The sequence below is a fragment of the Ensifer adhaerens genome (genome assembly GCF_020035535.1).
Taxonomy (GTDB): Bacteria; Pseudomonadota; Alphaproteobacteria; order Rhizobiales; family Rhizobiaceae; genus Ensifer.
The window spans coordinates 3040343-3065621 of record NZ_CP083349.1 but is presented as its reverse complement, the minus strand read 5'-3'; the positions used below and the strand labels follow the sequence as shown (position 1 = coordinate 3065621).

Genomic DNA, 25279 nt, shown 5'->3' with positions numbered 1-25279 from the left:
CATGCGCCCATCGAGTTCAGGACCACTGGAGAAGGTCAGCGTCGATGGATTGCCACCGCTGAAATCGATCGAGATCAACGTCTCGGCAGAAGAGGCATCCCGAACGGCAAGCGGCGATTTCGTTCTGGTCGGGCGCGGTCTTCCTGTCGTTCCGGGGCTTCCGACAACCATTCGCGCCAGCGGCGATCTGTTGCTGACGGGTTTCGTTCGCGACGTCAATTCGTCCTATGGGGAAGTAGACCGCAGTCTGTCCTGCTCGTTTGTGTCCAAAACCATAGATCTGATCGAAGCCTCTGCCGTTCATGATGGCGGGGAGATCCTGAACAAGGACCTCGTTGCTATTGCCAAGGAGCTGGATAGCTACGGGGTTGGCATTGAGACGGATGGAGCGGCGTTTTCTCCTGAGCCTCGGCATAAACTGCAGCTTGGGGAGAGTGCATTCTCGTCGATCGAGCGGAGAGCGCGTGGCCGTGGGGCGCTGATCTATGATACCGCGAAGGGGCGGCTAAAGATCGCCACGAAACCGGAGGGCGTCCATGCGGGGACGCTGAAGCGCGGCGTCAACATCCTTCCTGGCTCCAGTGCTTCCTTGACGGAAGCGGGGCGATACTCGGAAATCCGAGTTCGCGGTCAGCAAAGTGCCGGCGTCGAAAAGCAGCAACTGCGTCCGCAAACGAAGGTGACGGACAGTGGCGTGACACGCAAGCGCGTGCTCATCCTGCCTTACGAGGGCGAAGCCATTGTTGACGCGATGCGTCAGCGTGCGATCTGGCAAGCGCGTCGCGCGGCCGGCAACAGTGTAACCGCCTCACTTCTTGTCACCGGCTGGCGCGACGATGGCGGCAAGCTCTGGTCGCCGAACTGGCTTATTCAGGTTGAAGACGACTGGCTTGGGATCGAGGGGCAGATGATCATCAAGAGTGTGGTCTTCAGTCAGGGTGAGCGGACATGGGCGACGCTGTCGCTTGCAGACCCTCGGGCGCTCGGCGGTGAAAACCCGCGCGGCAAGACTTCGGCGGGTTATGCAGCCCCGGGCATTATCGAAGCGGAGTATGAGGACGAATGAGGCGGTTCGAATTCGATGGCCGTCTTGAAGAGCGTGGCGGACAGCAGTTTGCTTCCGGCCGGGGCGCCTTCGGAGACGCATGGACCTCTATTCATCGCATTGAGCCACATGGCTTTGCCTCGATGCCCGTCAAGGGCGCGAAGGGCTTGTTGTTTCCAATGCCGGAAAATCCAGACCTGGCTTTTCTGATCGGTGGCGAAAACCCCGGCAGCCGTCCGGAAGATTTGCCGCAGGGCGGCACGGCGCTTTACGATTCTAGCGGCAACATCATCAAGTTTGTCATGGGCGACGGGGTCACGTTTGATCTTGCGGGATCGTCCTTCACGATCAGGAAGGGTGGAGTATCGGTGGTTATCGATGACGAAGGCCTGAAGGTGTACGGCGGCGGAATCTGGAACGATGGTGTGCCGGTGGATAAAACGCATAGACATGGCGGCGTATCCCCGGGCGGCTCGCAGACCTCTGTACCGGCGGGCGGGTGATCCATGGTCAGAATTGTCCCCATCCAAGAACAGCAAGAGCCGTATCGTTCGCCGGACCTGCTCTGGGATGGCGTGGCCGGAGATCTGGCCGTCAACCCTCTCGATCACGCGGAAGCGCCCGGAGATCTGCGGGCCGAACAGGGGCTGGCGACGCAGGTACTCATCCACCTTCAGACTGATCGACGCGTCGAGGCTAGCGAGCTTCGGGATGGTGAGGACAACCGCGGCTGGATCGGTGACAGTTTCGACCTGATGAATGACGAGCAGCCGCTTGGCTCCCGCCTGTGGCTTCTGCGCCGTCGTGGCATCTTCGACGGTATCGAGACTGTGGTCGAAGACTATGTTCGCGAGGCGCTGCAGCCGCTCATCGACCAGGGTGCGGTCGCCTCGGTCGGGGTCGAGGTTTCGGTTGATAGAACAGCGAGCCGCGTCGACTACACCGCCTCTCTCTACGGGCGGGATGGTGCGCGCGTCTACGAGCGCAAGTTCGACATCATGTGGCGGCAGCTCGACGGCGTCGTCAGTCCTTTGGCGCGCTGACGCCCATCTTCATTCGAGGAATTTTCATGGCCTGGACGATCCGCTCTCTCGGCGAGACCTCTGCGCGCGTTCGTGGCGCCTTTCGACAATACCTGCCGGGCACGGATTCGGCACTGGCAAACAACTTCGTGACGGTGACCGGAAAGGTGCTGGCGGGCATCAGTCACGAATTCGAACTGCGGATGGGCTGGCTGGCGCGACAGTTGTTTCTGTCGACCGCGAGCGGTCCGTATCTTGCTCTGCATGCATCAGATGTCGGTATCTATCGCCGGCCGGCGGCATCGGCGTCTGGTGTGATTGAAGGACTGGGGCTTGCGGGCACCGTCTACCCCGCCGGTATCCGTTTTGTGTCTGGTCGAAACACCTATGTTTCGACGGCGCCGGCGACAGCGGCGGCCGGGGGACAGCTAAGTCTGGCGGTGACGTCGCTCGAGTTTGCAGCGTCTGCCAATCGTGATGCGGACGGCGCAATGACACTTGCCGATCCTGGTTTGTGGCCCGATCTCGATACGCAATGGGCTGTGGCGGCTGGCGGTATTGGCGGTGGTGCAGACATCGAAAGCGATGAATCGCTGCGAACGCGAGGACTTCAGCGCAAGCGCAACCCGCCAGGTGGTGGCACGCTGACTGATTACGAACGCATTGCACTATCCGTGTCTGGAGTCGCGAAAGCCTGGGCCTATCGGGATACGCAGTCACCGGGTTTCGTTGTCGTCTTCTTTCTCTTCGAAGGTCGCCCCAATCTGATCCCGTTGCCTGCTGACGTCGATGCAGTGCAGGCGGCGATCGATGCACAAAGGCTGATCAGGGTTGACGACAGCGTTGCCCAGGCCCCGATCGCACGACCGGTCGATATCACCATATCCGGGCTTTCCGTGGATACGGAGGAGCTGCGGGCGCGTATTTCCGAAAACCTGACGGCAATGTTTCGTGATCGGTGCAGGCCTGGCATTCCGGCAAACGTGTTCGTCCTGTCGCGGTCGTGGATTTCTGAGACGATTTCCCAGACCACGGGTGAAGACCGGCATACGCTGCTTGCTCCATCGGGCGACATCGTCCTCACGGATGGGCAGTTTCCGGTTCTGGGGGTCGTGACCTATGGCGCGTGACCCGGCTCTTAACACGGTGACGACGCTTGCTTCGATCGGGCTTCAGCCGGTCTCCGTTCCTGCTCCCCAAGACAGCCTGTCAATGCCAAGTAACGATGATCTCGTCTCGGCGGCGATATCGCTCTGGCCACAGGGGGCGGCGTGGGGATCGCCAGACGGTCAGGCGGTGAGCCTGAATAGCAATCTCGCCCGCTTTACTCGCGTGCTGATCGACTCATTCGAATGGCTCTACGCCCGGGCCTTTCAGCTTTGGCGCGAAGCGACCGTGAGTGGTGGTGTATTTGATCTATTGCCGGAATGGGAGGCGGAGTACGGGCTTCCGGATACGTGCATTGAGGGGCCGTCGACACGATCCGAACGGCTTCGCGCGCTGGAAGCCAAAGTCCTCAGTCAGGCGACGGTCACGCCTGGCGACATCATCCGGATTGCGAGCTCCTATGGCTTTTCGATCTCGATCGAGGAGCCGGCTATGTTTGAATGCGGCTTTTCGGAATGCGGCGGAGAACACACCCTTGGTGATATCCGTCAGGAATCCTTCTGGATCGCGCGCGTTTTTGATCTGGCCATCGATTATTTCCGCGTCGGGGAAAGCGAACTTAGCGTCGATCCCTTGTTCGATATCGGCGATGGGGAGCGTTTGCTCTGCATCCTGAATCGCATCTCGCCGGCATGGACAACGCCGGTGCTGTCCTTCTTCGCATACCTGATCGATGGGCAAGGCAACCGCCTCACCGATGGTGACGGTCGCTACCTGATATCCGGTGCAATCTAAAGCTTTGAGGAACACCAATGAAATATCATGCGCCTTTTGGCTCCACTGATGCGGACGCGCCCTACGTCGACCGAAATACGGCGGCTGCGATCAGGGGGTCCGTGCCTCCAGCGGCGGCAATCGAAGATCCGCAGCGGGAAATCGTCGATGTCATCAGCCAATCCGGGTTCGCGCCGGCGGATCTGCTGCAGCTGGCGAAGGCTATTCAGAGCCAGAAAATGAACTTCGCAGAAGCAACGGGTACTGCGAACGCGATTGTCGTCACTCTCAATCCTGCGCCGTCATCTTACTCTGACATCGTCGGCATGCCGCTGATTGTGCTGGCGTCCCTGGCTCCAACTGGACCTGCAACGCTGCGGGTAGCGGGGCTGTCAGTTGTTGGTATTGTCCGGCGAGGCGGCGGCGCGCTTGCCGGGGGAGAATGGTCTGACGGCGATCTGGTCGCCTTCTCTTATGATGGCGAGTTTTTCCAGCTGCTCGATGCATTGCCTGCTGAGCAGACGCTCGTTCATGTCGGGACAGACACTGGCAGTGCCAACGCGATCGTTGCATCCGTTGTTCCTGCTGTAAGCGAGTACAAGCAGGGAAGCGTTTACAGCATCAAGGTTGCCAATGCGGTTACCGGCGCTTCGACGGCGAACTTCGGAGCGGGCGTAAAGAGTATAGCGAGAGCCAACGGTGCCCCGACCAGGGCTAACGATCTGGTTGCAGGACAGGACGCGCTGCTGGTCTACGATGGCGCAAAATTCCAGATCGCAAATTTCTCGCCGGCCAACATTCCCGCCCGCAATACCCAGCAGTTTACGGCGTCCGGAAGCTTCACTGTTCCTGCCGACGTGTACCGCGTCAAGGCGCGCGTATGGGGCGGCGGCGGTGGAGCGGGTGGATCATTCGGCGCCAATGGCGCTGGCAGCGGTGGCGGCGGCGCTGGCTATGCCGAAGGTATCGTCGAGGTTACTCCAGGTCAGGTTATCGCCGTCACGGTCGGCAGTGGGGGGGCGGGTGGAGCCTCCACGCCGACGGATGGGCAGAATGGTGGGTCGTCGTCATTCGGTGGCCTTATCAGCGCGACGGGCGGCGGAAGAGGCTACGCCGGGAACAACGCTCTCCAGACGAGCCAAGCCGGAGTCGGCGGCACTGGCTCCGGGCCATTTTCTGTCTCTGGAGCGAGCGCCGGTATCGGATTCCTTGTCGGGACGACGCCGGCGGCGGGCATAGGTGGAAGTGCGGGAATGGGCTCTGGGTCGCCGACGATCTCGATTGGAGGCGTCGGTGCCCCCGGTCTCTTCCCTGGGGGCGGCGGCAATGGCGGGTCGGCCGGGTCTTATGCCGGTGCACCAGGCGCAAATGGGCTTGTCGTCATCGAATATTGAACTTCTGCGCCAACAAAAATTCTCTGGTTGAACACATAGACGAGCGTCTTCCGACAGCTCGCCAAGGCGGAAACTGATGTCAGAAAATCCTCTCACCAATTATCTTGCATATCCCGGAGGCGACCGTAGTTTGCTCGTCGATGCGCTTGGTGGGCTGGGCCTTCTGCGCTCTGATGCGTCGCAGGATTTCTCGGATGAAGATAAATCCGTGATAAGGTCCAACATCGGTGCGGCTTCGCTCGAGCAAGGAAGTCTGGCCGAGACGGCGCTTCAACCCGGTGACGTCGGAACGGGCACGGGTACGGTTGCAGCCGGCGACGACGCACGGATCGAAGGCGCAATGCAGAAGCCTCAGAACCTTGCGGACCTCGACGACAAGGGCGCGGCTCAGGACAACATTCAGGTTGGGGCCATCTTCGCTGACGTGTCGACCGCACAAGGCGCGACGATCGCGGCCAGGAACAAGCGCCTGCGTACCCAGTTCTATGCGACGGCAAACCGCAACGGTGGCGCCAACTACCGGCGCGAAAGTCTTGCTAATCTCGGGTCCTATCCGGCTCTGTCCTATTTCCGCTCGACTGATCGGTTCATGCCTGATGAGTCTACGGATGGCACGAACGGCGGCTATTGGGTGATCGACGAGCCAGTGATCTTTGCTGAGATGCTTGGTGCGGCCACAAGTGCAGCGGCGGCCATCAACTCTTCAGCATTCAACGCCGCTATCTTAGTGCAGCACATGAGAGGCGGCGGCGAGGTTCGGGTTGACCGACCAGGCACCTATCTTCTCGGGAACACCAATCCTTATCCATCTGCAAGCTATCCGGGGCTTAGCGAAAGCGATGCGAATTGGTGGGCGAACCGCCGTGCGATCTGGATCCCTTACGACAACATCACACTCCGTCTCGGGCAAGGTGTGGTGCTCAAGGTTGGCAACGGCGAAAACTGTCACGCCATCCAGGTAGGCCAGTTCAATTTGAGCATGTCCGGTATTGGCGTGCCTATCCCGGCTATCTCTGTGCGCAATTCCCGGGTGATTGGGAATGGATGGCAGATCGATATGAACGGGTCGAACCAGACACCGGCCACCGGCGATAAGGATCACCCGGCGGGCTTTATCGCGTTCACTGGTTCTGAAGACGTCGAATTGGGCGGAGGTTGGATCTACAACTCAGCCTATTACGGCGCTGCCTATGAAGGCGGCGATGGCTTGCCTCTCGGGTTCAAGAACTGCCACGTTCATGACATGACGATCAGCGGCTGCAAGGCGGATGGTTTCGACGCAAAAGACTTTGCCACTCTCTCGAAGGGCAACGTCATCGAAAGGGTCCGAATTATCAATTGCGGCGACGGCGGCAATGATTTCCTTTCGCCACAATCGGGCATTGACGTGCGAGGCGGCTGGCGGGTCAACGACAACGATGTCGAGTACACTGATGTGTTTACCGGCGCCCGTGTGGGTATTCGGGCGCAATACGCGCTTGATTTTGCCGAAAGCGTCAACCCGACTATCGTCGATAATTGCCGCGTCCTTGGTAATGGGCGCAATGCAGAAACCGTTTGCTTCCGTACAATCGGCAAGGGCGCCCGGCTTATTAATTCCCAAGGCAAAGGTATGGCCGAAGGGCATAGGGCGTCGGCGCCGAACATGATCCACCAGGGTAATCTCATGTGGGATTGCGATATCGATTACCGCTTGATTGCGGATGTGTCGGCTGGATGGGATGCGGACGGAACGCAACTTATTGGGTGCATCGGCAGAAACTCAACGACATGCTTTCGAGTTGATGGCGGGGTAACTGCCGCCAAGATCCTTGGCGGGGAAGCGCTATCCGTCACAACTGCCCTTGTCGATAGCGGCACTGGAACCGGCGTTCGCGATGTTCTCGGTTTAGTAACATACAATAAGATCGCGTTGGGGACTGCGGTTGACGTGGCTTCGACAGGGCGGAAGACGTTTACGTTCAATCACGGCCTGCCGTTCACGCCGGATGTCAAGGACGTGCAGTTTCAGGCCGTCAGAATTGCTTTCGACGCAAACTTGCAGTGGGATAGTCTGATGGTCACTGCAACGTCTTCTTCGCAGATCTCCGGCGAACTCCGCGTCGTGGTCGCCGGAGCTGCCGCTCTCACGTTACAAGTTACGGCCGAAGTTGCCGTTAAGAACCTCTAAAGGACGGAAGACAATGGCGAAATTTCAAAACAAAGCTAGCAGCGTCTTTGATGCGCTGCCTTGGTTTAAAGTCGGCGACGAAACGCCAGGTGGCGTTGAAGTTTTGCCGTTCAGAAACCCAGCGATTGTCGGCGAGTGGCCTTGCGCGCAGTGCGGAAAGCCGATGCACTATCACGGCAACATTTCCACTAAGGAAGGCGTTGCCACCGTCTGCCCCAACGATTGGATCGTTGTTGGCGATAATGCGGAGCCGGTAATGATCAAGCCCGACGCCTTCACCCGCGAGTTTTCGCCAAGCGCATAGACCTACCTATGGGTTTTTGTGATCGCGCAAACGCTTGACTATCTTTTCCATGTCGGTGCTCAGGGTTACATCGCCCAAAATACCGGCCAATTCGTCAGGCGTGTATTCCCACCATCCGCTCTCCAGTAAACCTGCTCGGATATGCTCCTCATGCCGATATTTGATGTGGCGGGCTGGCGAGCCGGCAACGACCGAGTAAGGGGCAACGTCCTTCGTCACGATGGCGCCGGCGCCAATCACAGCGCCGGTTCCGATCGTAACACCTGCCTTTATGATCGCTCGATAGCCTATCCAGACATCGTTGCCGATGATCAGGTCCAGGTTGTCGGGAAGCTTCTGGGTGTTCAGTCCGCCGAGCGCCTTCAGATCATGGCCTGGCAGGGACATTCCCAACGGGAACGTTGTCAGGGTTTCCATCTTGTGGATGCCAAATCGGCCGACGAACATCGTCACTTCCTCAGCAATGCTGCAGTAGTTGCCTATGGACAGAATGCGGGGCGCGTCGTCCTTCGTGGTCAGGAGCCGCGGGGCTCCATATGTGTAATCGCCGCACACGAATTTCATGTAGGGCGGGATAACCTTGGCGAGCTGGAGTTTGGTTGCCGCGTGGGCGGGGAATACTGCTTTCGGGGTCATTTACACAAACTCAACGCGGCTTTCTGAGCACGAAGCACGGTTGGAGGTAGGTTTCCGAATACCTCTCAAAGAACCCCAATACCTCAAGGTGCTGAGACCAGTTGGCTTCGGCATAGGCTAGCGGGATGATGGCTTCGCCATAATCGGCAGCACTGAGGGAGCCGCCACCATCTGCCGGATAGAAGATGAAGTTTCCCTTGTCGTAGCTGGCGAGAGCTTCGTCTTTGTCAGTGATCAGGCCAGCATAGAAACTCGAATGGGCGCCCTTGCTTGCAGCCGTCCCGGCTATCTCGATGTGAGCACGCGGTCGGGTGGTGAGGCATGCGATGCCGCCCGGCTTCAACACCTTGGAAAACTCTTCGATCCACTCGTTGGTCAGCGCTTCCGGCAGATGGGAAAAGACCGAGAACGCATAGATCAGGTCAAATTTCTGGCCGTTGTTCGGAAGCGGCGGCCGCGTCTGGCTGACACGGTACGTTGCAGCCGGCACTTGCTGGCGGGCGTAGTCCAGCAAGCGCTCTTGAACTTCAAAGCCGAAGAGGTTCTTCGCCTGGATATCGCGGGGCCAGAACCGAAGGATACGGCCCCAGGCGCAGCCAAAGTCCATAACGGCAGTGTCCTCACTCAGACCGTTGCCATGTTCCTGCAGCATCCTGCGGGCGAACTGATAGAACCGAAAACCATCACGGAGAACTGGTTCTCCGGCTCGCCCGGTGGTGCTGATCTGAATGCGATCTTCAGGAAGGCCGAACAGGGCAGGGCCATCCTTGCCGATGACTTTGTCAAACCACTGGTCATCCGTAAGCTTAGAAAATTCAGTTTGCATCATAGTCTCCGGCCGATGGGCCCATGTCGTGATTTTCGTAAACGATCGGCTGATCGCTTGGAGAGGCAGTGCGAGCGGTTTCGGCCTTATTCGGATCATAGTCGTATTCAGACGGCCCCATGTCGTGGCTCTTGAACACGGTAGCAGTTCGTCCGTCAGCGCCGCGGTAGCGCAAAGCTTCCGGCGTCTCGTTGATTAGCTCCATGCCCTCTTCCTCAGGTGTGAGTGCTTTTACGTACATCTCTTTCCCTCCCTTGGCTGGTTGTCCCGTAGCACGGACCTCAATCCGTAGGCAACGAGCCTATCTCAAACAACAAAGGTGAGCCACGTGGCCGGGGAAAACTCTTCCCGTCGCCTAATCTCGTTGCCTGCCACCCCCCCCCAACAACAATCAGGAGTAACCGATGAATGTCATCACCGCTCAGCAGGTTCGCGATGCCTCGAAGGGCAAAGTGAACGAGAGCAACCTTGCGTCCGTGCTTGTGGCTCTGGACAAATACGGCAGCAAGTTCGGGATGGATCGACCGCACCGGCTCGCCCAGTACTTCGCGCAGTTGATGCACGAAAGCGGCGACTTCAGGTACGATCGCGAAATCTGGGGGCCGACGCCGGCGCAGCAGCGTTACGACACTCGCCCTGATCTCGGCAACACGCCGGAAAAGGATGGCGACGGCTATCTCTATCGCGGCCGTACCGGCATGCAGTTGACCGGCAAGGACAACTATCGCCAGTTCCGAGATTGGTGCTGCGCTGCCGGTTTGGCCTGCCCGGACTTCGTTAAGGATCCGGAAGCGGTCAACACCGACCCTTGGGAAGGGCTCGTCCCCTTGTTTTACTGGGACACCCGTGGACTGAACCGTTGGGCCGATGAGGGCGACGCCGAGACGATCACGAAGAAGATCAACGGTGGGAAGAATGGTCTGGCCGACCGCTTCGACCGACTCGCGCGGATCTCGCTCGTCCTTCTCGGTTATCGCGCCGACAATGTTCGGCAGTTCCAGGCTGATCAGCGCCTCGATGTTGACGGCGACGTTGGCCCGAAGACGCGATCCGCCATGCACAAGGCGCTTGTAGCGCTCACACCGGGCGAGGCTGCCAGGCCGGAGGTTAAGGTAGCGCCGGTGACCGAGGAGAAGCCGGTACCGGTTCCCGTCCCGGTGACGCCGCCGAGCCTCGATGCGCCGTGGTGGAAGTCGAAAGAGGTCATCGTCCCGGCCGTCAGCGGCGGCGGCGCGTCGATCCTCACCGCGATCGGTGGGATTCCCTGGCAGAACCTGCTGATCCTTCTCCTCGCTCTCGGCGGCATCGCCGGCTTCCTTTATTGGCGGAAGAACGCCGACCGGAAGGCGGTCGCGAAACAGGTTGAGAGGATGGCGTGATGGCTGCTCTCTCAAAAAAGCTCCGAAGCGTCGAAGGCGGCCGGCTCATGTTTTGGTGTCCTGGCTGCGACGGCGCTCATCAGGTCTGTATCGGCGAAGGGCCTGGGCCACGCTGGGGTTACAACGGAGACCCGGAACTTCCGACGTTCACGCCGTCTGTCTTGGTCCGCTCCGGACACTATGTGCCCGGTCAGGAAGGCAAGAGTTGCTGGTGTACCTACAACGCCGAACATCCTGATGGCCTGGCCCCATTCAAGTGCTCGGTCTGCCACTCTTTCGTGACGGATGGCCGCATCCAGTTTCTTGGCGACTGCACGCATGAACTGGCCGGCCAGACTGTCGAGATCCCGGATTGGGAGGATGCGTGATGTTCACTACGCCACGCGCTATTGCGGCTGTAGCCGCGCTTGCAACCGTCGCCAGCTTTCTCCTCTGGATCTACTGGCGAGGCGGCGACGATGTCAGAACCTCCATCGAAAGGCAGAACAATGAAGCTGGTCGCACTGCGGACGATGTCCGCTCTCGCTTTGACCTTTGCCCTCCAGGGCTGTGGGACTTCCGCGCCGGCAAGTGTCGACGGCCTGCGGCGGGTGGTCGGCACTGATCTAATCGGTGCGCGAGGGGCGACGCCGGAAGATCAGCGGAAGATTGACCGGACCGTCGTCGGCGTTTGCGCCGCGACGGTTTGGACAAAGGCGGAATGTGAGAGGCACGGGGTACGGGGCTAATGGCGCCATCTGAAGATGCGGCAGTACATCGCCAGCTCGGCGAGCTGGTGGCAGGCATGCGGAGCCTGCAGGAATCTATTCGGCGTTTAGAAGAAGGATCGATGCGGGCGGAAGACAAGGCGGCGACCAGCCGCGCCGCCGTGCATCAGCGCATGGATCAGCTTGTCGACCGTGTCGGACACGTCGAGGCATCAGTTGCCACGATCGGGGAAGACGTCTCGGAGATGAAGCCAGTTACCGACGACGTGAAGCGCTGGAAGTTGATGGGTATCGGCGCGCTCGGCGTCACCGGTATTGCCGCTATGGCGCTGGGCGTGAGTTTCGCCGAGGCCATCCGGCGGATCGTGTTCGTCATCATCGGAAAGGTCTGACCGTTTCTAGCGGATAACCGTCAAGCCGATCTCCTCTCGGCGCTTCTCTCTTTCCCACTGCGCCTTGCGATCCTTCATGTCCTGCTCGTGCCCCAGAAGGCGGTCGCGCAGTGCCACCGTCATTCCTGGCCATGTGGCATTCAATACGGCCTCATAGCAGCGCTCGCAGGCTGCTGCGGCTTCTCTCGCGCTCTCGGCGGCGCCGTTCAAGGTAACGGCGATGGCGGGATCGTTGACACCATGCTGGAAGTTCATGAACCACAGATAGTGGCTTCCAGTGACGCCTTTCTCGACGCGGCCCATGCGACGGTCGCCGTCGTCGCCATGGAAGAGGGTTTCCGGGTCATCCGGCAGCCGTCGCCAGCGATATTTGAGTTCGATCTTTTCTGTCACGGTCTCCGCTCCGATGGGATTTTGTTCCTAATGTGTTCTCATTGGCGCAAGAGTCAATGAGACGATTTCGCGGAACTGTGCGTTAATGGCCGCATGGCCAGAACCGTGAAGCAGAAACCGCCTCCAGCGCTGACGGCAGATCCGATGCCGATCCGCGTAGATCCTTGTGTCGCAACGCTGGTCGACAAGCCGCCCGCGGGCCCCGCTTGGGCTTTCGAGGTGAAATGGGACGGCTATCGCGCAGCGCTCCATATCGAGCCCGGTCGGATCCACATCCTGACGCGCGGCGGCCATGACTGGACTGACCGCTTCCCCTCCATTGCAGCAGATGCGCCAACCCTTGGCGCCACCACTGCGATCATTGACGGCGAGGCCGTCGTGCTCGACGAGAAGGGCCGATCCGACTTCGGCTTGCTGCAGCGCGCCCTCGGGCGCCGGCCGGGTGTGCACGGCCCCGGCGAAATCCTCCTCTTCGCTTTCGATCTCCTCTATCTCGACGGCCGCGACCTGCGCAGGCTGCCTTACGCCGAACGCCGGCATCATCTCGAGCAGCTTCTGGTCGGCCGCGACGGGGCGATCCGCCTTTCTGAGGAGGTCGACGCCGATGGCGCGGAATTCTTCCGCGTTGCTTGCGATCTCGGCCTCGAAGGCATCATCGCCAAGCGTCGGGATGCGCCCTATCGGTCAGGTCGCCGGCCAGAGTGGCTCAAGATCAAATGCGTACGTCGAGATGCATTTCTGATCGTCGGTTACGAGCCGTCATCTTTGCCTGGAGCGATCGGCAGGCTGCTGCTGGCGGCGAGAAAGGAAGATGGGTTCGTCTACGTCGGTGGGTGCGGAACAGGCTGGACCTATCAGGAGTCGGCGATGCTTCGCGAAGTTCTCAATTCGATCCCTGCCGACAAGCCGGCGGTCACGCTGGCTCGCAAGGGACCGTTCTTCTGTCGGCCCATGCTCGTCGCAGACATCGAGTATCGCGCGTGGACGCAAGACGGAAAGCTCCGGCATCCTTCGTTCAAGGGCGTGCGGGAGATGGAAGGGCCGGCTGAAGTCTATGAAATCAGGGTCGCGGAGGCTGGACACTCTTGAGAAAAAACATAATGAAAAGGCTGGACATGTGAGTGTCCAGCCTTCGCGTAAGTAATTGATTTCGGCCACTTCAGGTGGCCCGCCTCCGGTTGCCATTCTTAGTGTAGATTTATGCCAATGACATCGCTTGCCAATTAGTCTGGCATAGGGTGCGGCTGTAGATCCCATTCGTATAGGTCGTACAGTTTGATCAATGCGTCACGCATCGATAGAAGAGTGTAGAAGGAAATCTCCACTTGACCATAGGCGCCGTTGTCCATCGTTCCACCATAGGTCTCGCTTGTCGGCATAGAAAGCATTAGCATTCCCTCCTGAAGATTTATTGGCGACAGTCTACCTCTTTCGCGCTTCAGTCCTTTGTACCGTTCATCCATGTGCTGGATGGTATTTCGAACACCACGAACGTGAGGATGATTCGACCTAAATTCGTCCACGATTTCAGAAAGCGCTTGTTCCTTGCCGTCTGGAGGTATGGTCTGCTCCAAGAGTCGACCGAACATATCGATAGCGGATATGAAAGCTTGGGCATAAATATGGACCAATCTATTCTTGTGACTATCAGGAAGCTGACCTTCGTCCCATCGTCGCCGTGTTGATGCCGCGAGTACTTCGGCATATCGCTCACTTCCCGCCTGAGTGTGAGACGCGACCGGACCATGCTCGGCGTCGAACTCGTTTGAGGCTGCCGGTTGGTCTGCTTCCGCTTCAGACCCCCAGCTATTTCTCTCCGCTTCTTTGTAAAAGTTCATACAAATATTCGCGTCAATGAGGCTTTCTTCTATGCGACGGAAGTGTTGCTGCGCTTCGCGATCCTGACGGTGCTCCATATCGGTCTTTTGACGGAGCCTGCTTCCGATGAAGGTACCTGGACGCGTCCATTCCAACAGCATTGCTATCGCGCTCCACTTTGTTTTGGTTAGGCGTACATTGCCATCAGCTCATCCGCACGACAATGTGGGACATGCTCCGCCTTGCACGGTTGCCGGCTAGAAATATAAGGTGACTGATTGAGGCGTCGCGTTGCACGCTTCTTTCGGTTACCAGCGCAGTTTAGGAACAAGATGACAATTCTATTGGCTGTAACGGGTGTCGATGCCGTTGTTTTGGCGGCCGATACGCGCTCGCACACGGTCGCGACTCGGCAGATCAAATCAGTGCCAGTAGACAAAATTCGCATCTGGCGAGATCGTGCGGCATGGGCGACTGGAGGGTATTCGACTGCGAATGATGAAATTGAGCCCAAGTTGCCCCGGGTTGGTGACCTGAAGGATCTAAATGACGCTATCGTCAAGGGTTCGATAGAGGTGAATGAGCGCTACATTGCGCAGGCGCTTGCAGAGCGTATCACCCCACAAAACGTCTTCAGCCTGGCCGCCGGGTTCAAGTCTAGGCGACCGACATATTTTGTAAATGCCCCTGGGCTCGATCAGTATCTAGTTAAAGATGAGCCCGGCTTTGTCACAGGGCTCGGTACGAATACCGAGGTAGCGCAAGCGATCGCAACTGAAACAGCGCAAGCACTAATTCAAGGCAATCGACTTCCTGCTGACCTTTGGGCGTTCCAGACGACTCTTAAGAAGATGGCAAGCTATCCCATCGAGGTAGGCTTTCCTCTCGACCTCATAATGATTCATCGGCGTAACAAGCGGCCGTTACGTCGCAGGATTGAGGGTCCGAACATGTTTACGCTGATGGATCAGTGGTCCATCCAAGTCGCACCGTAAGTTGGTCAGCTAGGCGTCGAAACGGCCAAATGAAATATATGGGGGATCGCGTATGGCGGTCCACGCTACCTATGCTGCGTTTCTGATCATCTCAGCAAATTCAATGATCAATTTCGGATCGACCGATACTTCTAAGTTCGCGATATTACGTGTTCCTGCCGAGCCAAAGCCGATCCCGGATCCATTAATCTTAGTAGAAATAATACCCTTGAGAACGCCTTTTTCCATTCTGATTATCTCGTCGACGCTCGGCATATCCAGGTCGGCAAAGTTCATTGTAATGGATGAAGAATTTGCGTTGGATCTCGCGAAGTCGATAGCAACATTGCGCTGATTTTTCTCCACTCCCAACGCCATCATCTTCGCAATGTTGTCGCCAAGGGTGTAATTGCGCTCGAACAAGATTGCCGCAGCGGCCAGCGCGTCGAAGTCGGTTTTCAGTCTTCCCTTGGCGCCAACTGCTGTCTGTAGTGAGCGAAATGCGCTTTCGATTTGGGAGGCTTCGGTTCCAACGATAGCGTTGAGGTTGTTCAAGGGGATCGGTAGAGCGGAAGGTTTGATACCAGAGTGGCAGATCGGTATTGCAGGAATTGGCTGTTTCCCCGAGGCAATATCAATAGCATTCCGGATCCATACTGCCCCAAGTTCAAAGTTTATCCAGTTTCGATTTACCGAATTCGGGCTGATAAGATAGATCGCGCCGACGCAAGCAACTAGACCCTGCTCAATTCGATTGAGAAAATTTGCTCCCGCGGGAATCGATGTGCCGTCAGAAGAGACAAAGACGTCTACGAACCCGCTGAATTCATCCTCGATGGCTGTCTTGAATTCGACTGCCAACTTACTCTCTTGATGAATATGGGATAGAAAAATCACTTTGCCGGTCAACGGTACCTCCCCAGAGTTGCCTCAACTGGGCACCAGTTATCAGAAATCGGTACCGGTACTCAAGCCGCGCTCGGGACCGCCAATCATGCGACCAATCGCCTGATTGAGAAACGGGGGGATGGCGTGAGACGGTCCTCCGCTACCATTTCTTCCTCTGATTGTTGCCGCTGTAGCGCGCCACGCGTTTCTGATTTTTTGACACCGGCTTTTAGAATTTTCGATCTACAAAAAAGCGATCCTCGGCGTCGATTGGCGACGGCAACCTTTCAAGCGCTATCAGACCTTCCAGACAACACTGGAGGTCTAAATGACAGCACAACTCTCCCGACTAATCGACATCTACTTCAAGCGCTTGGTTTGCCGCAGATGCACCATATCGGAAGCTCTCGAAGCGGAAGGTCATCTCATCTGGCAAAACGACCGATGGCAAATGACGAAGACAGGCGAGGCATTGGTCGATGCATGGCTTATCCCTCTTGCTCACGCCATATTCCCGAATGACGTACCCAAGGCGAGATAGGGCCTTCAGAATCATCGATGCCGGCAGCTTTGGTGCCACTTCACGGTTACTTGATTTCCAGCGGCAATGTCAGAGCCGGCCCGCTCTTGACTCCGAACTGCCTTCTGAACGGCCGTGATGCGGTGCCGTCGAAAAGCGATTGGGGCAACGGCGTGGCGATGGCCCATTTGTATTTTGCGTCCGGGTCGTTGCCCAGTTCCTGATGGGCCACCGCGCTCAAGGGCAGGACATATTCGGGTTTGCGCATGCCCTTCTCGGAATTGCCGAGCCATGTCAGAACGACCAAGATTTCTCCGCCGAGTTCGAGGGCGTCGAGTGTCAGCTGTTTGCTGCCGACGGATGCGCGGACCGCCTGTTCGTGGAACTTGAAGGCACTGAGCTTCAGCTCGCTTTGCGGATCCGTCATTTTGTCTGGCCTTTCTGCACGTTCTGCTCGCGCTTCTTCCGAGCACGGGTTCATCGATCAGCGTTCCGTATCATAATCCATCGCTCAATCCACTTCATACGGGCGCTGACGGCACTGGCGGATCAGCCAAATGCTTTATAGCTTGAATTGCAACCGTGGATATTCGAGCGATTTATGGAGATGAGAATGCGTGCGACGGCCAGCCTCCGTTCCGGTCTGATGGCCGCAACCGTGATGGCGGGCGGCCTAGTCGGTCTGCCGGCCGCCGCGCAAGGCATGGGCGACCTGACTGGCGTGGCGACGGTGACCGGCACCTGCGAGCGTTTGGTCGTTGCCGGCGAAGACCTGACGGCAACCTGCGTCGGTCGGCTTATCCAGTCTATCTACCGCACTGGCCGGACGGGCTTCACCGTGAATATCGGCTCTGGCGGCGCCATTACCTTTAGCGGCATCGAAGGTGAAAAGCCGAATGCCGACAGCCAGCTGCAGAGTGTCGACAAGGTCATCGTGAACCGCGGCAAGGACGGCGAGCCCATAAGCTCGAAAGAGGTGAGCGGTGGATGTTTCTACGAGAATCCGTTTAAAGGGCCGGCGACGACCAAATGCGAAGGTATTGATGCCGAGAAAGGTGCCTACGTCCTGCAATTCAGGACGGATGGCACGCCGCCGAAGCTCCTGAACTATGGGATCGAGGAGACTGCCAAGGACGCGGATCGCGCTTTCAAGTTCGGCGTTTGGAGTGGTGCGCGCCTGAAGGGCGACAGCGCAAATGGCTGCGTGATGTCGCGAGACACCGATGGAGCGACGACCTTCATGGTCTATGCGAACGTCAACGAGGCATTTGATCTTGGATTTTACAACGAAGCCTGGTCATTCAAGACTGAGACGCCTCCGAACGCCGAATTGCTTTTCGATGGCAAGCCTTATTCCGCAGTCAGTGTCGAGGTTCTCACGCCGCAGCAACTGGTCGTGCGAAGCGGGAGTGAGGAAGGTGGCTTCCAGGCGCCAATCGAGCAAAGCGTCCAACTCATGCTCCGTCTCGGTAACGCTGAGGTCAGGGTCGACTTGAAAGGCGCGCCGGCCGCGGTTGCAAGGCTCTGGGATTGCGTCGGCGGAAATTGAGCTTTGCGGTAGCGGTCGGAAGCTGGCGCTCATCGCAACGGGTTGAGAGCCGTTTCCCGAAGCAACTGTCGGAAACCGAAACGATTACCTGCTGATCGAAGACGTGATCGTCGTGTAGTCCGGCAGGTCGATGTTGGCGATTTCGGCTGCGCGATATTGGGACAGGGCGAAGTGCATGATGGCGATCACGGTGATCGAGAAGACCAGTACGGTGACGTTGACGCCGAAAGCGGTTTTGATCATGTCCTTGTCCTCCAGTCCCTGCGTTCGTTGATGTGTGGTTAAGAACCGTGACATGCAGACTATCGTGTGGCGTCAATTGTGCTGTTCCCCGGGGAACATGAGATATGGTTACCGAAAACTTAACCGGGTTGCCTCAAAAGCACGACTGGCCAAATGGCTTGCGATCGGCGCGCTCTCGATTAAGGTGCGCGCTTGTTGCCGGACGGGATTCAAGTTCGGACATTCTCACCTCTGGCGCGCCCCACGCACTGCTTCGGCCGAACCTGAAGTGCCGCCATTCCCATCGGCGTCCCATTTCCAAAGTGATTGTTGCATGACCATTTCCATTCGCCCCTCTCGTCCCGACGATTTTCCGCGCACCTTCGAGATTTGGCGCAGCGCCGTTCTCGCCACCCATGATTTCCTGACGCCGGAGGACTTCGCTGCCATCGAGGTGATGGTTCGCGACCAGTATCTGCCGGCTGCCGAGTTCTGGATTGCGGCTGACGAGAACGATCAGTCGCTCGGTTTCATGGGTATGAGCGGGGCACAGATCGACTCGCTGTTCGTCCATGCCGATGCGCGCGGCCGTGGCGTCGGCCGGCGGCTCGTCGAACATGCGATATCGCTGCATCCGGTGTTGACGGTCGACGTCAACGAGCAGAACGCGTCCGGCGTCGGGTTCTACCAGCGCCTGAGGTTTGAAATCGTGGGACGCTCGCCGGTCGACGACGCCGGCCGGCCCTATCCATTGCTGCATCTCAGCCGCGGATAAGGCCGATGCACCGACGGCGGATCAGGCCTCGTCGATGCGGATCACGAAGAGAATGGACGTCGATGCCGGCTCGACGGTGATAGCGGCCGGGCCCTGAAGGGTCGCCGCGTCACCCGGTGCGAGATCGCTTTCTTCGCCGGCCACGGTCAGCCGCAGCGCGCCGGCGTGGCAGAGAAGCAGCGTCGTTTCTACGGAGCCCTCGATCGTACCGGGGGCGTCGATCGTCAGGCGCTGGACCTCATGCGCGAGCTTGCCGCGCCTTGTCATGACATTGAGATCGACGATCGGACCGTCGACGAGCGTCGCCGAGGTTGCCACGTCGGCCGGGAAGGGGAGCGGCGCGGTCTCGCCGGTCATCAGGACCGGTTCGCGGCCCTCGATCATCAGCCGCATGCCCTTGCCCTCAAGGATCGCGAGCGTACGGTCGATGCCGGGGAAACTGGAGAAGGGGCCGTCGCTGGCGACCGTCGCCATGCTCACACGCCAGTCGAAATCGCCGAGCAAAGCTCTCTCAGGAAAGACGGCGATCTCCACCGTCTCGCCGCCACCGTTCTTCCAGGGCATGCGCTTGTGGTTGCTGGCGCGCAGAATCTTCATGGCGTGCTTTCTTCGATCAAGGTGCGCATGCGGGCGAAATCACCGTTCAGTGGACGGTCGTCGGCATAAGCGGGGATTTTCGAGCGGATGCGCTGGTAGAGCGTATCGGTGCGCGCCGCGCGACCTCTTGGCTGCAGGTCGTAGGCTTGCGCCGCGGCGAGCAGTTCGATCGAAAGGATCGTTTCGAGATTGTCGGCGATCGCAAGCGTCTTCCAAGCCGCCGGCGTCGCATGGGTGAGGATATCCTCCTGCAGCGCCGAGGTGATACCGCCGTCGAGGCTTGCGGGTGCGGCCAGCCGCCGGTTTTCGGCGGCAAGGGAAGCTGCCGTGTATTGTGCGATCATGAAGCCGGAGGAAACGCCGCTGTCGCCGGCGAGAAAGGCCGGCAGGCGGCTTACCAGCGGATTGACCAGCCGGTCGATCCGGCGCTCGGAAATGGCCGCGACCTCGGCGACGGCGACCGCCAGGCTGTCCATGGCAAGGCCAAGGGCAGCACCCACCGCGTGCGCCTGTGAATGCACCTCCGGCGCCTCAGGCGTGCCGGACACGGCCGGATTGTCGGTGAGGCTTGCAAGTTCGCGATCGACCACTTCGGCGACCTGGGCGAACGCATCGCGTGCAGCGCCATGCACATGCGGCACGGCGCGAAGGCTCAAGGGATCCTGCGTGCGGGTGCCGGCGGTTTCTGCCAGCATCGGGCTGCCGGCGAGAAAATCGCGCAGCGAGGCTCCGACCTCTTCGAGACCCTTCGAGCGGCGAAGCGCCAGCGGGGCGGCGGCAAAGGCGTTGGCCTGGCTGCCGAGGTTTTCGTAGGTCATGGCCGCTGCCGCATCCGCCCAGTCGAACAGGCGGGCGGCGCGCGACAGCGCCAGCGCCGCAAGTCCGGTCGCGCAGGGCGTGCCGTTGACGAGGCTCAGGCCTTCCTTGGCCTCAAGCGTGAGCGGCTTTAGCCTAACTCGCGCCAGCGCCTCGGCGCCGCCGATCTTGCTTTTGCCGTCATCGACGGTGCCGTGGCCGATCAGCACGAGGCCGATCGCCGCCGCATGGGTGAGGTACCCGACGGAGCCGCGCGAGGGGATGTCGGGAATGAGGTTGGCGTTCAGGAGCGCAAGCAGTGCCTCGACCGTTTCGACGCGCACGCCGGAATAGCCGTGGGCGAAGTTGGCGATCTGGGCAGCCATCACCGCGCGGGCCTCCGGCCGGGCGAGCGGCGAGCCGACGCCGCAGGCGTGGCTCAAGATGATGTTGCGCGACAGCGCCTGCTGGTTTTCGCGGTCGATGACGACGTCGCAGAGTGCGCCGACGCCTGTATTGATGCCGTAACCGCGGATACCGCGCTCGACGAGCGCATCGACGACCTTGCGGGCATGGACGATGCGCTGCCGTGCGGCGTCGGAAAGTGCGAGCGGTGCGCCATTGGCCACCGCCGCGATTTGCCTCCAGGTCAGCGGCGCATCGAGGGTTACATTATCATTCATGGGCTTCCGGTCGTCCCTGTCGGCGTTGCACGAAGCGGGCAACATAATCGTTGGCCGGCCGTTCCAGAATATCGTCCGGCGTGCCGACCTGCACCACCTGGCCGTCCTTGAGGATGGCTATTTCCGAACCGATGCGCAGCGCCTCGTCGAGATCGTGGGTGATGAAGACGATGGTCTTTGAAAGGTTCTGCTGCAGTTGCAGCAACTGGTCCTGCATGTCGGCGCGGATAAGCGGGTCGAGCGCAGAGAAAGCCTCGTCCATCAGGATCACGTCGGTGTCGGCTGCAAGCGCCCGGGCAAGGCCGACGCGCTGCTTCATGCCGCCCGATAGCTGGTGCGGAAATTTGGCGTCGTAGCCGGCGAGCCCCACGGTCTCGATCCATTTCATGCCGATGTCGCGAGCCTCAGTCTTGGGCAGGCCGCGTACGCGCTGGCCGTAGACGACGTTCTGCAGCACGGTGCGATGCGGCATCAGCGCGAAGCTCTGGAACACCATGCTGACGCGGTGCATGCGGAAAGTGCGCAGTGCCTTGGCATCCAGCGTCAGGATGTTGCTGCCGTCGAACATGACCTCGCCGCTGGTCGGCTCGATCAGCCGGTTGATGTGGCGCACCAGGGTCGACTTGCCGGAGCCGGAAAGGCCCATGATCACGAAGATCTTGCCGGCGCCGATGGTGAGACTGACATTGTTGAGGCCAATGCTGCAGCCGGAGCGGGCGAGAATCTCGGACTTGTTCAGCCCTTCTTTTGCCATGGCGAGTGCGGCTTTCGCGTCCTGCCCGAAGATCTTGTAGACGTTGCGGATCTCGATATCAGCCATTGCGGGGATCCTCCGTCCGGCTCTTGCCGAAGCCTTGCGTGATGCGGTCGAGTACGATCGCGAGAATGACGATGCCGATGCCGGCTTCCAGCCCCTTGCCGACGTCGAGCGTCTGGATGCCGTTCAGCACCTGCTCGCCGAGGCCGCGGGCGCCGATCATCGACGCGACGACCACCATCGAGAGTGCCATCATGATCGTCTGGTTGAGGCCGGCCATGATTGTCGGCGTGGCGAGTGGCAGCTCGACGCCGAAGAGGATCTGGTTGGGGCTGCCGCCAAAGGCGGTCGCCGCTTCCACAACCTCATGATCGACCTGGCGGATGCCGAGATCGGTGAGGCGGATGAGCGGTGGCACGGCGTAGATGATGGTGGCGAGGATCGCCGGCACCTTGCCGAGGCCAAAGAGCATCAGCGCCGGGATCAGGTAGACGAAGCTCGGCATCGTCTGCATGACGTCGAGCACCGGCAGGGTGATGCTGCGCACGGTCCGGCTCTTGGCGACGAAGATGCCCATCGGCACGCCGATGACGACCGAGACGATCGTTGCCATCAGCATCAGGGCCAGCGTCTGCATCGTCAGATCCCAGAGGCCGAGCACGCCGACGAAGAACAGAAGCACGCCGACGGCAACCGTCAGGCCCCAGCGCTTGGAGCTCTGCCAGGCAAGTGCCATGAAGATGAGGATGACGACCCACCAGGGCAGGCCGCGCAGGATCCATTCGATGAACAGAACGGCTTTCAGAATGACGGCGCTGATCGCCTTGAAGACCCAGCCATAACCGCTGACCAGCGCCTGGATGAAATCGTTCACCGGCCCGCGAATGGAGAGATTGAGAGAATCCGGAAACATCGGACGCGTTCCTTGCTCGGGCTGCCAGCAGACATGGTGAGCCGCCGACGGCGCTTGCCTCGGGTATTGTGGCCATTCGCCAGCTCAGGCTCACGCGTCGCGTTGGACGCGATGACGAGGCCTGAGCCGGGGATATGTCGCGATTACTTCAGGCTGGCTTCGATCTTGCCGCGGGCTTCGTCCGAAACCCACTTGCCCCAGACGTCGGCCTTGGTCTTCAGGAATTCGGCGGCGGCTGCCGTCGCATCGACCTTGTTGTCGGCCATGTAGGCGAGGCTGCCGTTGACGGCTTCGAGCGGGAAGGTCGCCTTTTCGAGGATGGCGATGATTTCAGGGGCTTCCTGCGCGAAGGTGCTGTTGACGCCGTAGGAAACGTCGACCGACGGGAAGGCGCAGCCCTGTTCGCGCTTGCCGTTGGCGCTCGAAAGCTCCTTCCAGCATTCCTCGCTATAGGCCGGCTCCTCGAGCTGCACGAGCTTGAACTTGCCCATGATCGCGGTCGGCGACCAGTAATAGAAGAGGATCGGCTCGCCCTGGAGGTAGGCCGACGTGATGGCGGAATCGAGCGCCGTGCCGGTGCCCGGACGGAAGTTCACATAGGTTTCGCCGAGTTTGTAGGCTTCGAGCTTGGCGGAGCTGACGCCCTCGCAGGTCCAGCCCGACGGGCAGTTGAGGAAGCGGCCCTTGCTCGGCTCTTCCGGATCGGCGAAGAGCTCGACGATCTTCGGATCGGAAAGCTGCGAGACGTTCTTCAGGTCCGGCGCCTTGGCCTCGATATTGCGGGCGGCGTCTCCCTTGATGACGTATTCCGGCACGAACCAGCCTTCGCTGGCGCCGACGAAGGTCTTGCCGACCGCGACGACCTTCTTTTCTTCCACCGCCTTGTTCCAGACGTCCGAGCGGCCAAGCCATTCTTCGGCGAAGATCTGCACGTCGTTGTTGGCGGTTGCCTGTTCCAGCGTCACCGAGTTGCCGGGGATCGAATCCACCTGGCAATCGTAGCCCTTGGAAAGAATGGTCTTCATCACTTCGGTGATGAATGCACCGCTTTCCCAGTCGATGCCGGCGAACATAACGGTTTTGCCGTCGCCGCAATAGGACGCGCTGGCGTTGCCGGTGGAGGCCGCGAGCACGAGGCCGGTTGCGGCTAGCGTGAGTTTCAGTTTGTTGATCGACATTAAGCTGTTCCCTGATTTGATTTTTGGCTTTGACGATTACTTCAGTTTCATCAGCACCCGCGCAAAGGCGCGGTCGATATCGTCCTCCCGGTCGTGGCGTCCGTTCCGGATCTTCCACGTGCCCGCGACCATGACGTCGCGGACAGTCTCGCCGCCGAGCGCAAAGAGCCAGCGGTCGAGGATCTGGTTGTCGGTGGCGGCGGCGATGTAGGGATTGCTGCCGTCAAGCACGACGAAATCGGCGCGCGCGCCGACGGTGATGCCGGCAGCCTTCTGACCGGCCGCCTGGGCGCCGCCCTTGAGCGCCGCGTCGAACACGGTTCGGCCGATCGAGGCGCCCGGCCCGGCGGCAAGCCGATTGCGGCGGCGGTCGCGCAGGCGCTGGCCGTATTCGAGCAGGCGCAACTCCTCGGCAACGCTGGTCGCCACATGGCTGTCGGTGCCGACGCCGATAACCCCGCCTTCGGCCATGAAATCGACCGCCGGGAAAATGCCGTCACCGAGATTGGCTTCGGTTGCGGGGCAGAGGCCGGCAACCGCGCCGGAACGGGCCAGGCGCTGCCGTTCGGTTTCCGTCAGATGCGTTGCGTGGATCGCGCACCAGCGTTCGTCGACGGGCATTTCATCAAGCAGCCACTCGACCGGGCGGCGGCCGCTCCAGGCGAGGCTGTCGTCGACTTCCTTGGTCTGTTCGGCCACATGGATATGGATCGGGCCGGCAACGGGTGCGGCATCGAGGATGATGCGCATTTCCTCTGGCGTCGCCGCGCGCAGCGAATGGATGGCGTAGCCGAGCGTGTTGCCGGCTTCGCGGCAGAGCGGCTCGAGGCGCTCAAGCAGCGCCAGGAAGCGATCGGGATCATGCAGGAACGGCCGCTGGCCCGCGTTCGGCGCCACGCCGCCGAAATTGGCGTGGGCGTAGAAAACAGGCAGATGGGTGAGGCCGATGCCGGTCGTGCTGGCAGCAGCGAGAATGCGCAGCGACATCTCGGCCGGGTCGGCATAGGGGGTGCCGTCGGCCTGGTGGTGCAGGTAGTGGAATTCGGCAACGTGGCCGTAACCGCCCTTCAGCATCTCCATGTAGAGCTTGGCGGCGATCGCCTCGACATCATCAGGGTTTACCAGCCCGACGGTGCGGTACATTTCCTCACGCCAGGTCCAGAAGCTGTCGTCGCCGCTGCCCGCCACTTCGGCAAGGCCGGCCATCGCGCGCTGGAAGGCGTGGGAATGAAGGTTGGCGATTGCCGGGATCAGCGGCCCGGCCGCATGCTCGTCGCCATCGGCGGCGGTGCTGCCGGTCTCGACGATCGCAATCCGGCCCGATGGGTCGAGCGAGATCGCGACGTTTTGGGCCCAGCCGCCGGGCAGGAGCGCCCGTTCTGCAAAGATCCGGTTGACGGGAAAACTAGCCATGTGCATTTTCCTGTACGTAGTTGTATATGGAACTATAGATATTTTACG

Annotated in this window: 31 protein-coding genes; 17 read left to right on the top strand and 14 right to left on the bottom strand. The window is 59.9% G+C overall.

The window, feature by feature from the left end:
• Position 1 precedes the first annotated feature (1 nt).
• From LAC81_RS15080 to LAC81_RS15045, 8 genes are all read left to right on the top strand, one after another.
• A complete protein-coding gene (locus tag LAC81_RS15080; RefSeq protein ID WP_223725454.1) occupies positions 2 to 1066 on the top strand; it encodes a phage baseplate assembly protein in 1065 nt (354 codons plus the stop codon).
• Entirely contained in the window at positions 1063 to 1548 is a 486-nt protein-coding gene (locus LAC81_RS15075; protein WP_223725453.1) for a hypothetical protein, read from the top strand. The genes LAC81_RS15080 and LAC81_RS15075 overlap by 4 nt, the downstream gene beginning before the upstream one ends.
• Positions 1549 to 1551: 3 nt before the next feature.
• Positions 1552 to 2088, top strand: a complete 537-nt coding sequence (locus LAC81_RS15070) for a phage GP46 family protein (protein ID WP_223725452.1) — start codon at positions 1552 to 1554, stop codon at positions 2086 to 2088.
• A 26-nt stretch (positions 2089 to 2114) separates the two neighbouring features.
• Positions 2115 to 3197, top strand: a complete 1083-nt coding sequence (locus LAC81_RS15065) for a baseplate J/gp47 family protein (RefSeq protein WP_223725451.1) — start codon at positions 2115 to 2117, stop codon at positions 3195 to 3197.
• Positions 3187 to 3969, top strand: a complete 783-nt coding sequence (locus LAC81_RS15060) for a putative phage tail protein (RefSeq protein ID WP_223725450.1) — start codon at positions 3187 to 3189, stop codon at positions 3967 to 3969. Before LAC81_RS15065 ends, LAC81_RS15060 begins: the two co-directional genes overlap by 11 nt.
• 17 nt (positions 3970 to 3986) lie before the next feature.
• Positions 3987 to 5342, top strand: a complete 1356-nt coding sequence (locus LAC81_RS15055; RefSeq protein ID WP_223725449.1) for a glycine-rich domain-containing protein — start codon at positions 3987 to 3989, stop codon at positions 5340 to 5342.
• Between the two features lie 76 nt (positions 5343 to 5418).
• Positions 5419 to 7512: a hypothetical protein gene (locus LAC81_RS15050; protein ID WP_223725448.1), complete on the top strand. Its 2094-nt coding sequence runs from the start codon at positions 5419 to 5421 to the stop codon at positions 7510 to 7512.
• A gap of 13 nt (positions 7513 to 7525) precedes the next feature.
• Positions 7526 to 7816, top strand: a complete 291-nt coding sequence (locus LAC81_RS15045; RefSeq protein ID WP_223725447.1) for a hypothetical protein — start codon at positions 7526 to 7528, stop codon at positions 7814 to 7816.
• Between the two features lie 6 nt (positions 7817 to 7822).
• Here the strand turns inward: LAC81_RS15045 and LAC81_RS38425 are convergent, their stop codons facing one another.
• Genes LAC81_RS38425 through LAC81_RS15030 form a run of 3 tightly spaced genes read right to left on the bottom strand, consistent with a single transcriptional unit; the run spans position 7823 to position 9519 of the window.
• Positions 7823 to 8452 carry a CatB-related O-acetyltransferase gene (locus tag LAC81_RS38425; RefSeq protein WP_273700179.1) on the bottom strand — a complete coding sequence of 210 codons (630 nt, stop codon included), beginning with the start codon at positions 8450 to 8452 and terminating at the stop codon, positions 7823 to 7825.
• 10 nt (positions 8453 to 8462) lie between these two features.
• The gene (locus LAC81_RS15035; RefSeq protein WP_223725446.1) at positions 8463 to 9278 is read right to left on the bottom strand and encodes a class I SAM-dependent methyltransferase; all 816 of its coding nucleotides are present in this window, start codon (positions 9276 to 9278) and stop codon (positions 8463 to 8465) included.
• Positions 9268 to 9519 (bottom strand): hypothetical protein, encoded by a 252-nt coding sequence (locus LAC81_RS15030; protein ID WP_223725445.1) that lies wholly within the window; start codon positions 9517 to 9519, stop codon positions 9268 to 9270. The genes LAC81_RS15035 and LAC81_RS15030 overlap by 11 nt, the downstream gene beginning before the upstream one ends.
• A gap of 163 nt (positions 9520 to 9682) precedes the next feature.
• Here LAC81_RS15030 and LAC81_RS15025 point away from each other — a divergent pair, with 163 nt between their 5' ends.
• The 4 genes from LAC81_RS15025 (at position 9683) to LAC81_RS15010 (ending at position 11756) form a co-directional block, all read left to right on the top strand.
• Positions 9683 to 10657 carry a peptidoglycan-binding protein gene (locus tag LAC81_RS15025; protein ID WP_223725444.1) on the top strand — a complete coding sequence of 325 codons (975 nt, stop codon included), beginning with the start codon at positions 9683 to 9685 and terminating at the stop codon, positions 10655 to 10657.
• Positions 10657 to 11025, top strand: coding sequence for a DUF6527 family protein (locus LAC81_RS15020; RefSeq protein ID WP_223725443.1), 369 nt, complete (start codon positions 10657 to 10659; stop codon positions 11023 to 11025). Before LAC81_RS15025 ends, LAC81_RS15020 begins: the two co-directional genes overlap by 1 nt.
• Positions 11026 to 11145: 120 nt before the next feature.
• Entirely contained in the window at positions 11146 to 11385 is a 240-nt protein-coding gene (locus LAC81_RS15015) for a hypothetical protein (RefSeq protein WP_223725442.1), read from the top strand.
• Positions 11385 to 11756 (top strand): DUF1515 family protein, encoded by a 372-nt coding sequence (locus LAC81_RS15010; RefSeq protein ID WP_223725441.1) that lies wholly within the window; start codon positions 11385 to 11387, stop codon positions 11754 to 11756. Before LAC81_RS15015 ends, LAC81_RS15010 begins: the two co-directional genes overlap by 1 nt.
• 6 nt (positions 11757 to 11762) lie before the next feature.
• On the opposite strand, the gene LAC81_RS15005 is transcribed toward LAC81_RS15010, so the two are convergent.
• Positions 11763 to 12149, bottom strand: coding sequence for a hypothetical protein (locus tag LAC81_RS15005; RefSeq protein ID WP_223725440.1), 387 nt, complete (start codon positions 12147 to 12149; stop codon positions 11763 to 11765).
• Between the two features lie 93 nt (positions 12150 to 12242).
• Here LAC81_RS15005 and ligD point away from each other — a divergent pair, with 93 nt between their 5' ends.
• The gene (ligD, locus tag LAC81_RS15000) at positions 12243 to 13238 is read left to right on the top strand and encodes a non-homologous end-joining DNA ligase (protein WP_223725439.1); all 996 of its coding nucleotides are present in this window, start codon (positions 12243 to 12245) and stop codon (positions 13236 to 13238) included.
• 134 nt (positions 13239 to 13372) lie between these two features.
• Here the strand turns inward: ligD and LAC81_RS14995 are convergent, their stop codons facing one another.
• Positions 13373 to 14128, bottom strand: a complete 756-nt coding sequence (locus tag LAC81_RS14995) for a hypothetical protein (protein WP_223725438.1) — start codon at positions 14126 to 14128, stop codon at positions 13373 to 13375.
• Between the two features lie 171 nt (positions 14129 to 14299).
• Between LAC81_RS14995 and LAC81_RS14990 the strand changes: the two genes are divergently transcribed.
• Positions 14300 to 14962, top strand: coding sequence for a hypothetical protein (locus tag LAC81_RS14990; RefSeq protein WP_223725437.1), 663 nt, complete (start codon positions 14300 to 14302; stop codon positions 14960 to 14962).
• Between the two features lie 69 nt (positions 14963 to 15031).
• On the opposite strand, the gene LAC81_RS14985 is transcribed toward LAC81_RS14990, so the two are convergent.
• Positions 15032 to 15850 carry a toll/interleukin-1 receptor domain-containing protein gene (locus LAC81_RS14985; RefSeq protein WP_223725436.1) on the bottom strand — a complete coding sequence of 273 codons (819 nt, stop codon included), beginning with the start codon at positions 15848 to 15850 and terminating at the stop codon, positions 15032 to 15034.
• 307 nt (positions 15851 to 16157) lie between these two features.
• On the opposite strand from LAC81_RS14985, the gene LAC81_RS14980 reads away from it, so the two are divergent.
• Positions 16158 to 16370 carry a hypothetical protein gene (locus LAC81_RS14980; protein WP_223725435.1) on the top strand — a complete coding sequence of 71 codons (213 nt, stop codon included), beginning with the start codon at positions 16158 to 16160 and terminating at the stop codon, positions 16368 to 16370.
• A 46-nt stretch (positions 16371 to 16416) separates the two neighbouring features.
• Here LAC81_RS14980 and LAC81_RS14975 read toward each other — a convergent pair whose 3' ends face one another.
• The gene (locus LAC81_RS14975; RefSeq protein WP_223725434.1) at positions 16417 to 16830 is read right to left on the bottom strand and encodes a hypothetical protein; all 414 of its coding nucleotides are present in this window, start codon (positions 16828 to 16830) and stop codon (positions 16417 to 16419) included.
• Between the two features lie 132 nt (positions 16831 to 16962).
• On the opposite strand from LAC81_RS14975, the gene LAC81_RS14970 reads away from it, so the two are divergent.
• A complete protein-coding gene (locus LAC81_RS14970) occupies positions 16963 to 17898 on the top strand; it encodes a hypothetical protein (RefSeq protein WP_223725433.1) in 936 nt (311 codons plus the stop codon).
• A gap of 84 nt (positions 17899 to 17982) precedes the next feature.
• Here the strand turns inward: LAC81_RS14970 and LAC81_RS14965 are convergent, their stop codons facing one another.
• Complete coding sequence (locus LAC81_RS14965; protein WP_162768803.1) at positions 17983 to 18141, bottom strand: hypothetical protein; 159 nt, start codon at positions 18139 to 18141, stop codon at positions 17983 to 17985.
• A 313-nt stretch (positions 18142 to 18454) separates the two neighbouring features.
• Between LAC81_RS14965 and LAC81_RS14960 the strand changes: the two genes are divergently transcribed.
• Positions 18455 to 18895: an acetyltransferase gene (locus LAC81_RS14960; protein WP_223725432.1), complete on the top strand. Its 441-nt coding sequence runs from the start codon at positions 18455 to 18457 to the stop codon at positions 18893 to 18895.
• Positions 18896 to 18916: 21 nt separating this feature from the next.
• Here LAC81_RS14960 and LAC81_RS14955 read toward each other — a convergent pair whose 3' ends face one another.
• The 6 genes from LAC81_RS14955 to hutF form a co-directional block, all read right to left on the bottom strand.
• Positions 18917 to 19492 (bottom strand): HutD family protein, encoded by a 576-nt coding sequence (locus LAC81_RS14955; RefSeq protein WP_223725431.1) that lies wholly within the window; start codon positions 19490 to 19492, stop codon positions 18917 to 18919.
• Positions 19489 to 20970 carry an HAL/PAL/TAL family ammonia-lyase gene (locus LAC81_RS14950; RefSeq protein WP_223725430.1) on the bottom strand — a complete coding sequence of 494 codons (1482 nt, stop codon included), beginning with the start codon at positions 20968 to 20970 and terminating at the stop codon, positions 19489 to 19491. Before LAC81_RS14950 ends, LAC81_RS14955 begins: the two co-directional genes overlap by 4 nt.
• Positions 20963 to 21790, bottom strand: coding sequence for a quaternary amine ABC transporter ATP-binding protein (locus LAC81_RS14945; protein WP_223725429.1), 828 nt, complete (start codon positions 21788 to 21790; stop codon positions 20963 to 20965). Before LAC81_RS14945 ends, LAC81_RS14950 begins: the two co-directional genes overlap by 8 nt.
• Positions 21783 to 22640: an ABC transporter permease gene (locus LAC81_RS14940; protein ID WP_113538675.1), complete on the bottom strand. Its 858-nt coding sequence runs from the start codon at positions 22638 to 22640 to the stop codon at positions 21783 to 21785. Before LAC81_RS14940 ends, LAC81_RS14945 begins: the two co-directional genes overlap by 8 nt.
• A gap of 143 nt (positions 22641 to 22783) precedes the next feature.
• Complete coding sequence (locus tag LAC81_RS14935) at positions 22784 to 23818, bottom strand: ABC transporter substrate-binding protein (RefSeq protein WP_223725428.1); 1035 nt, start codon at positions 23816 to 23818, stop codon at positions 22784 to 22786.
• A gap of 36 nt (positions 23819 to 23854) precedes the next feature.
• The gene (gene hutF / locus LAC81_RS14930) at positions 23855 to 25231 is read right to left on the bottom strand and encodes a formimidoylglutamate deiminase (protein ID WP_223725427.1); all 1377 of its coding nucleotides are present in this window, start codon (positions 25229 to 25231) and stop codon (positions 23855 to 23857) included.
• Positions 25232 to 25279 lie beyond the last annotated feature (48 nt).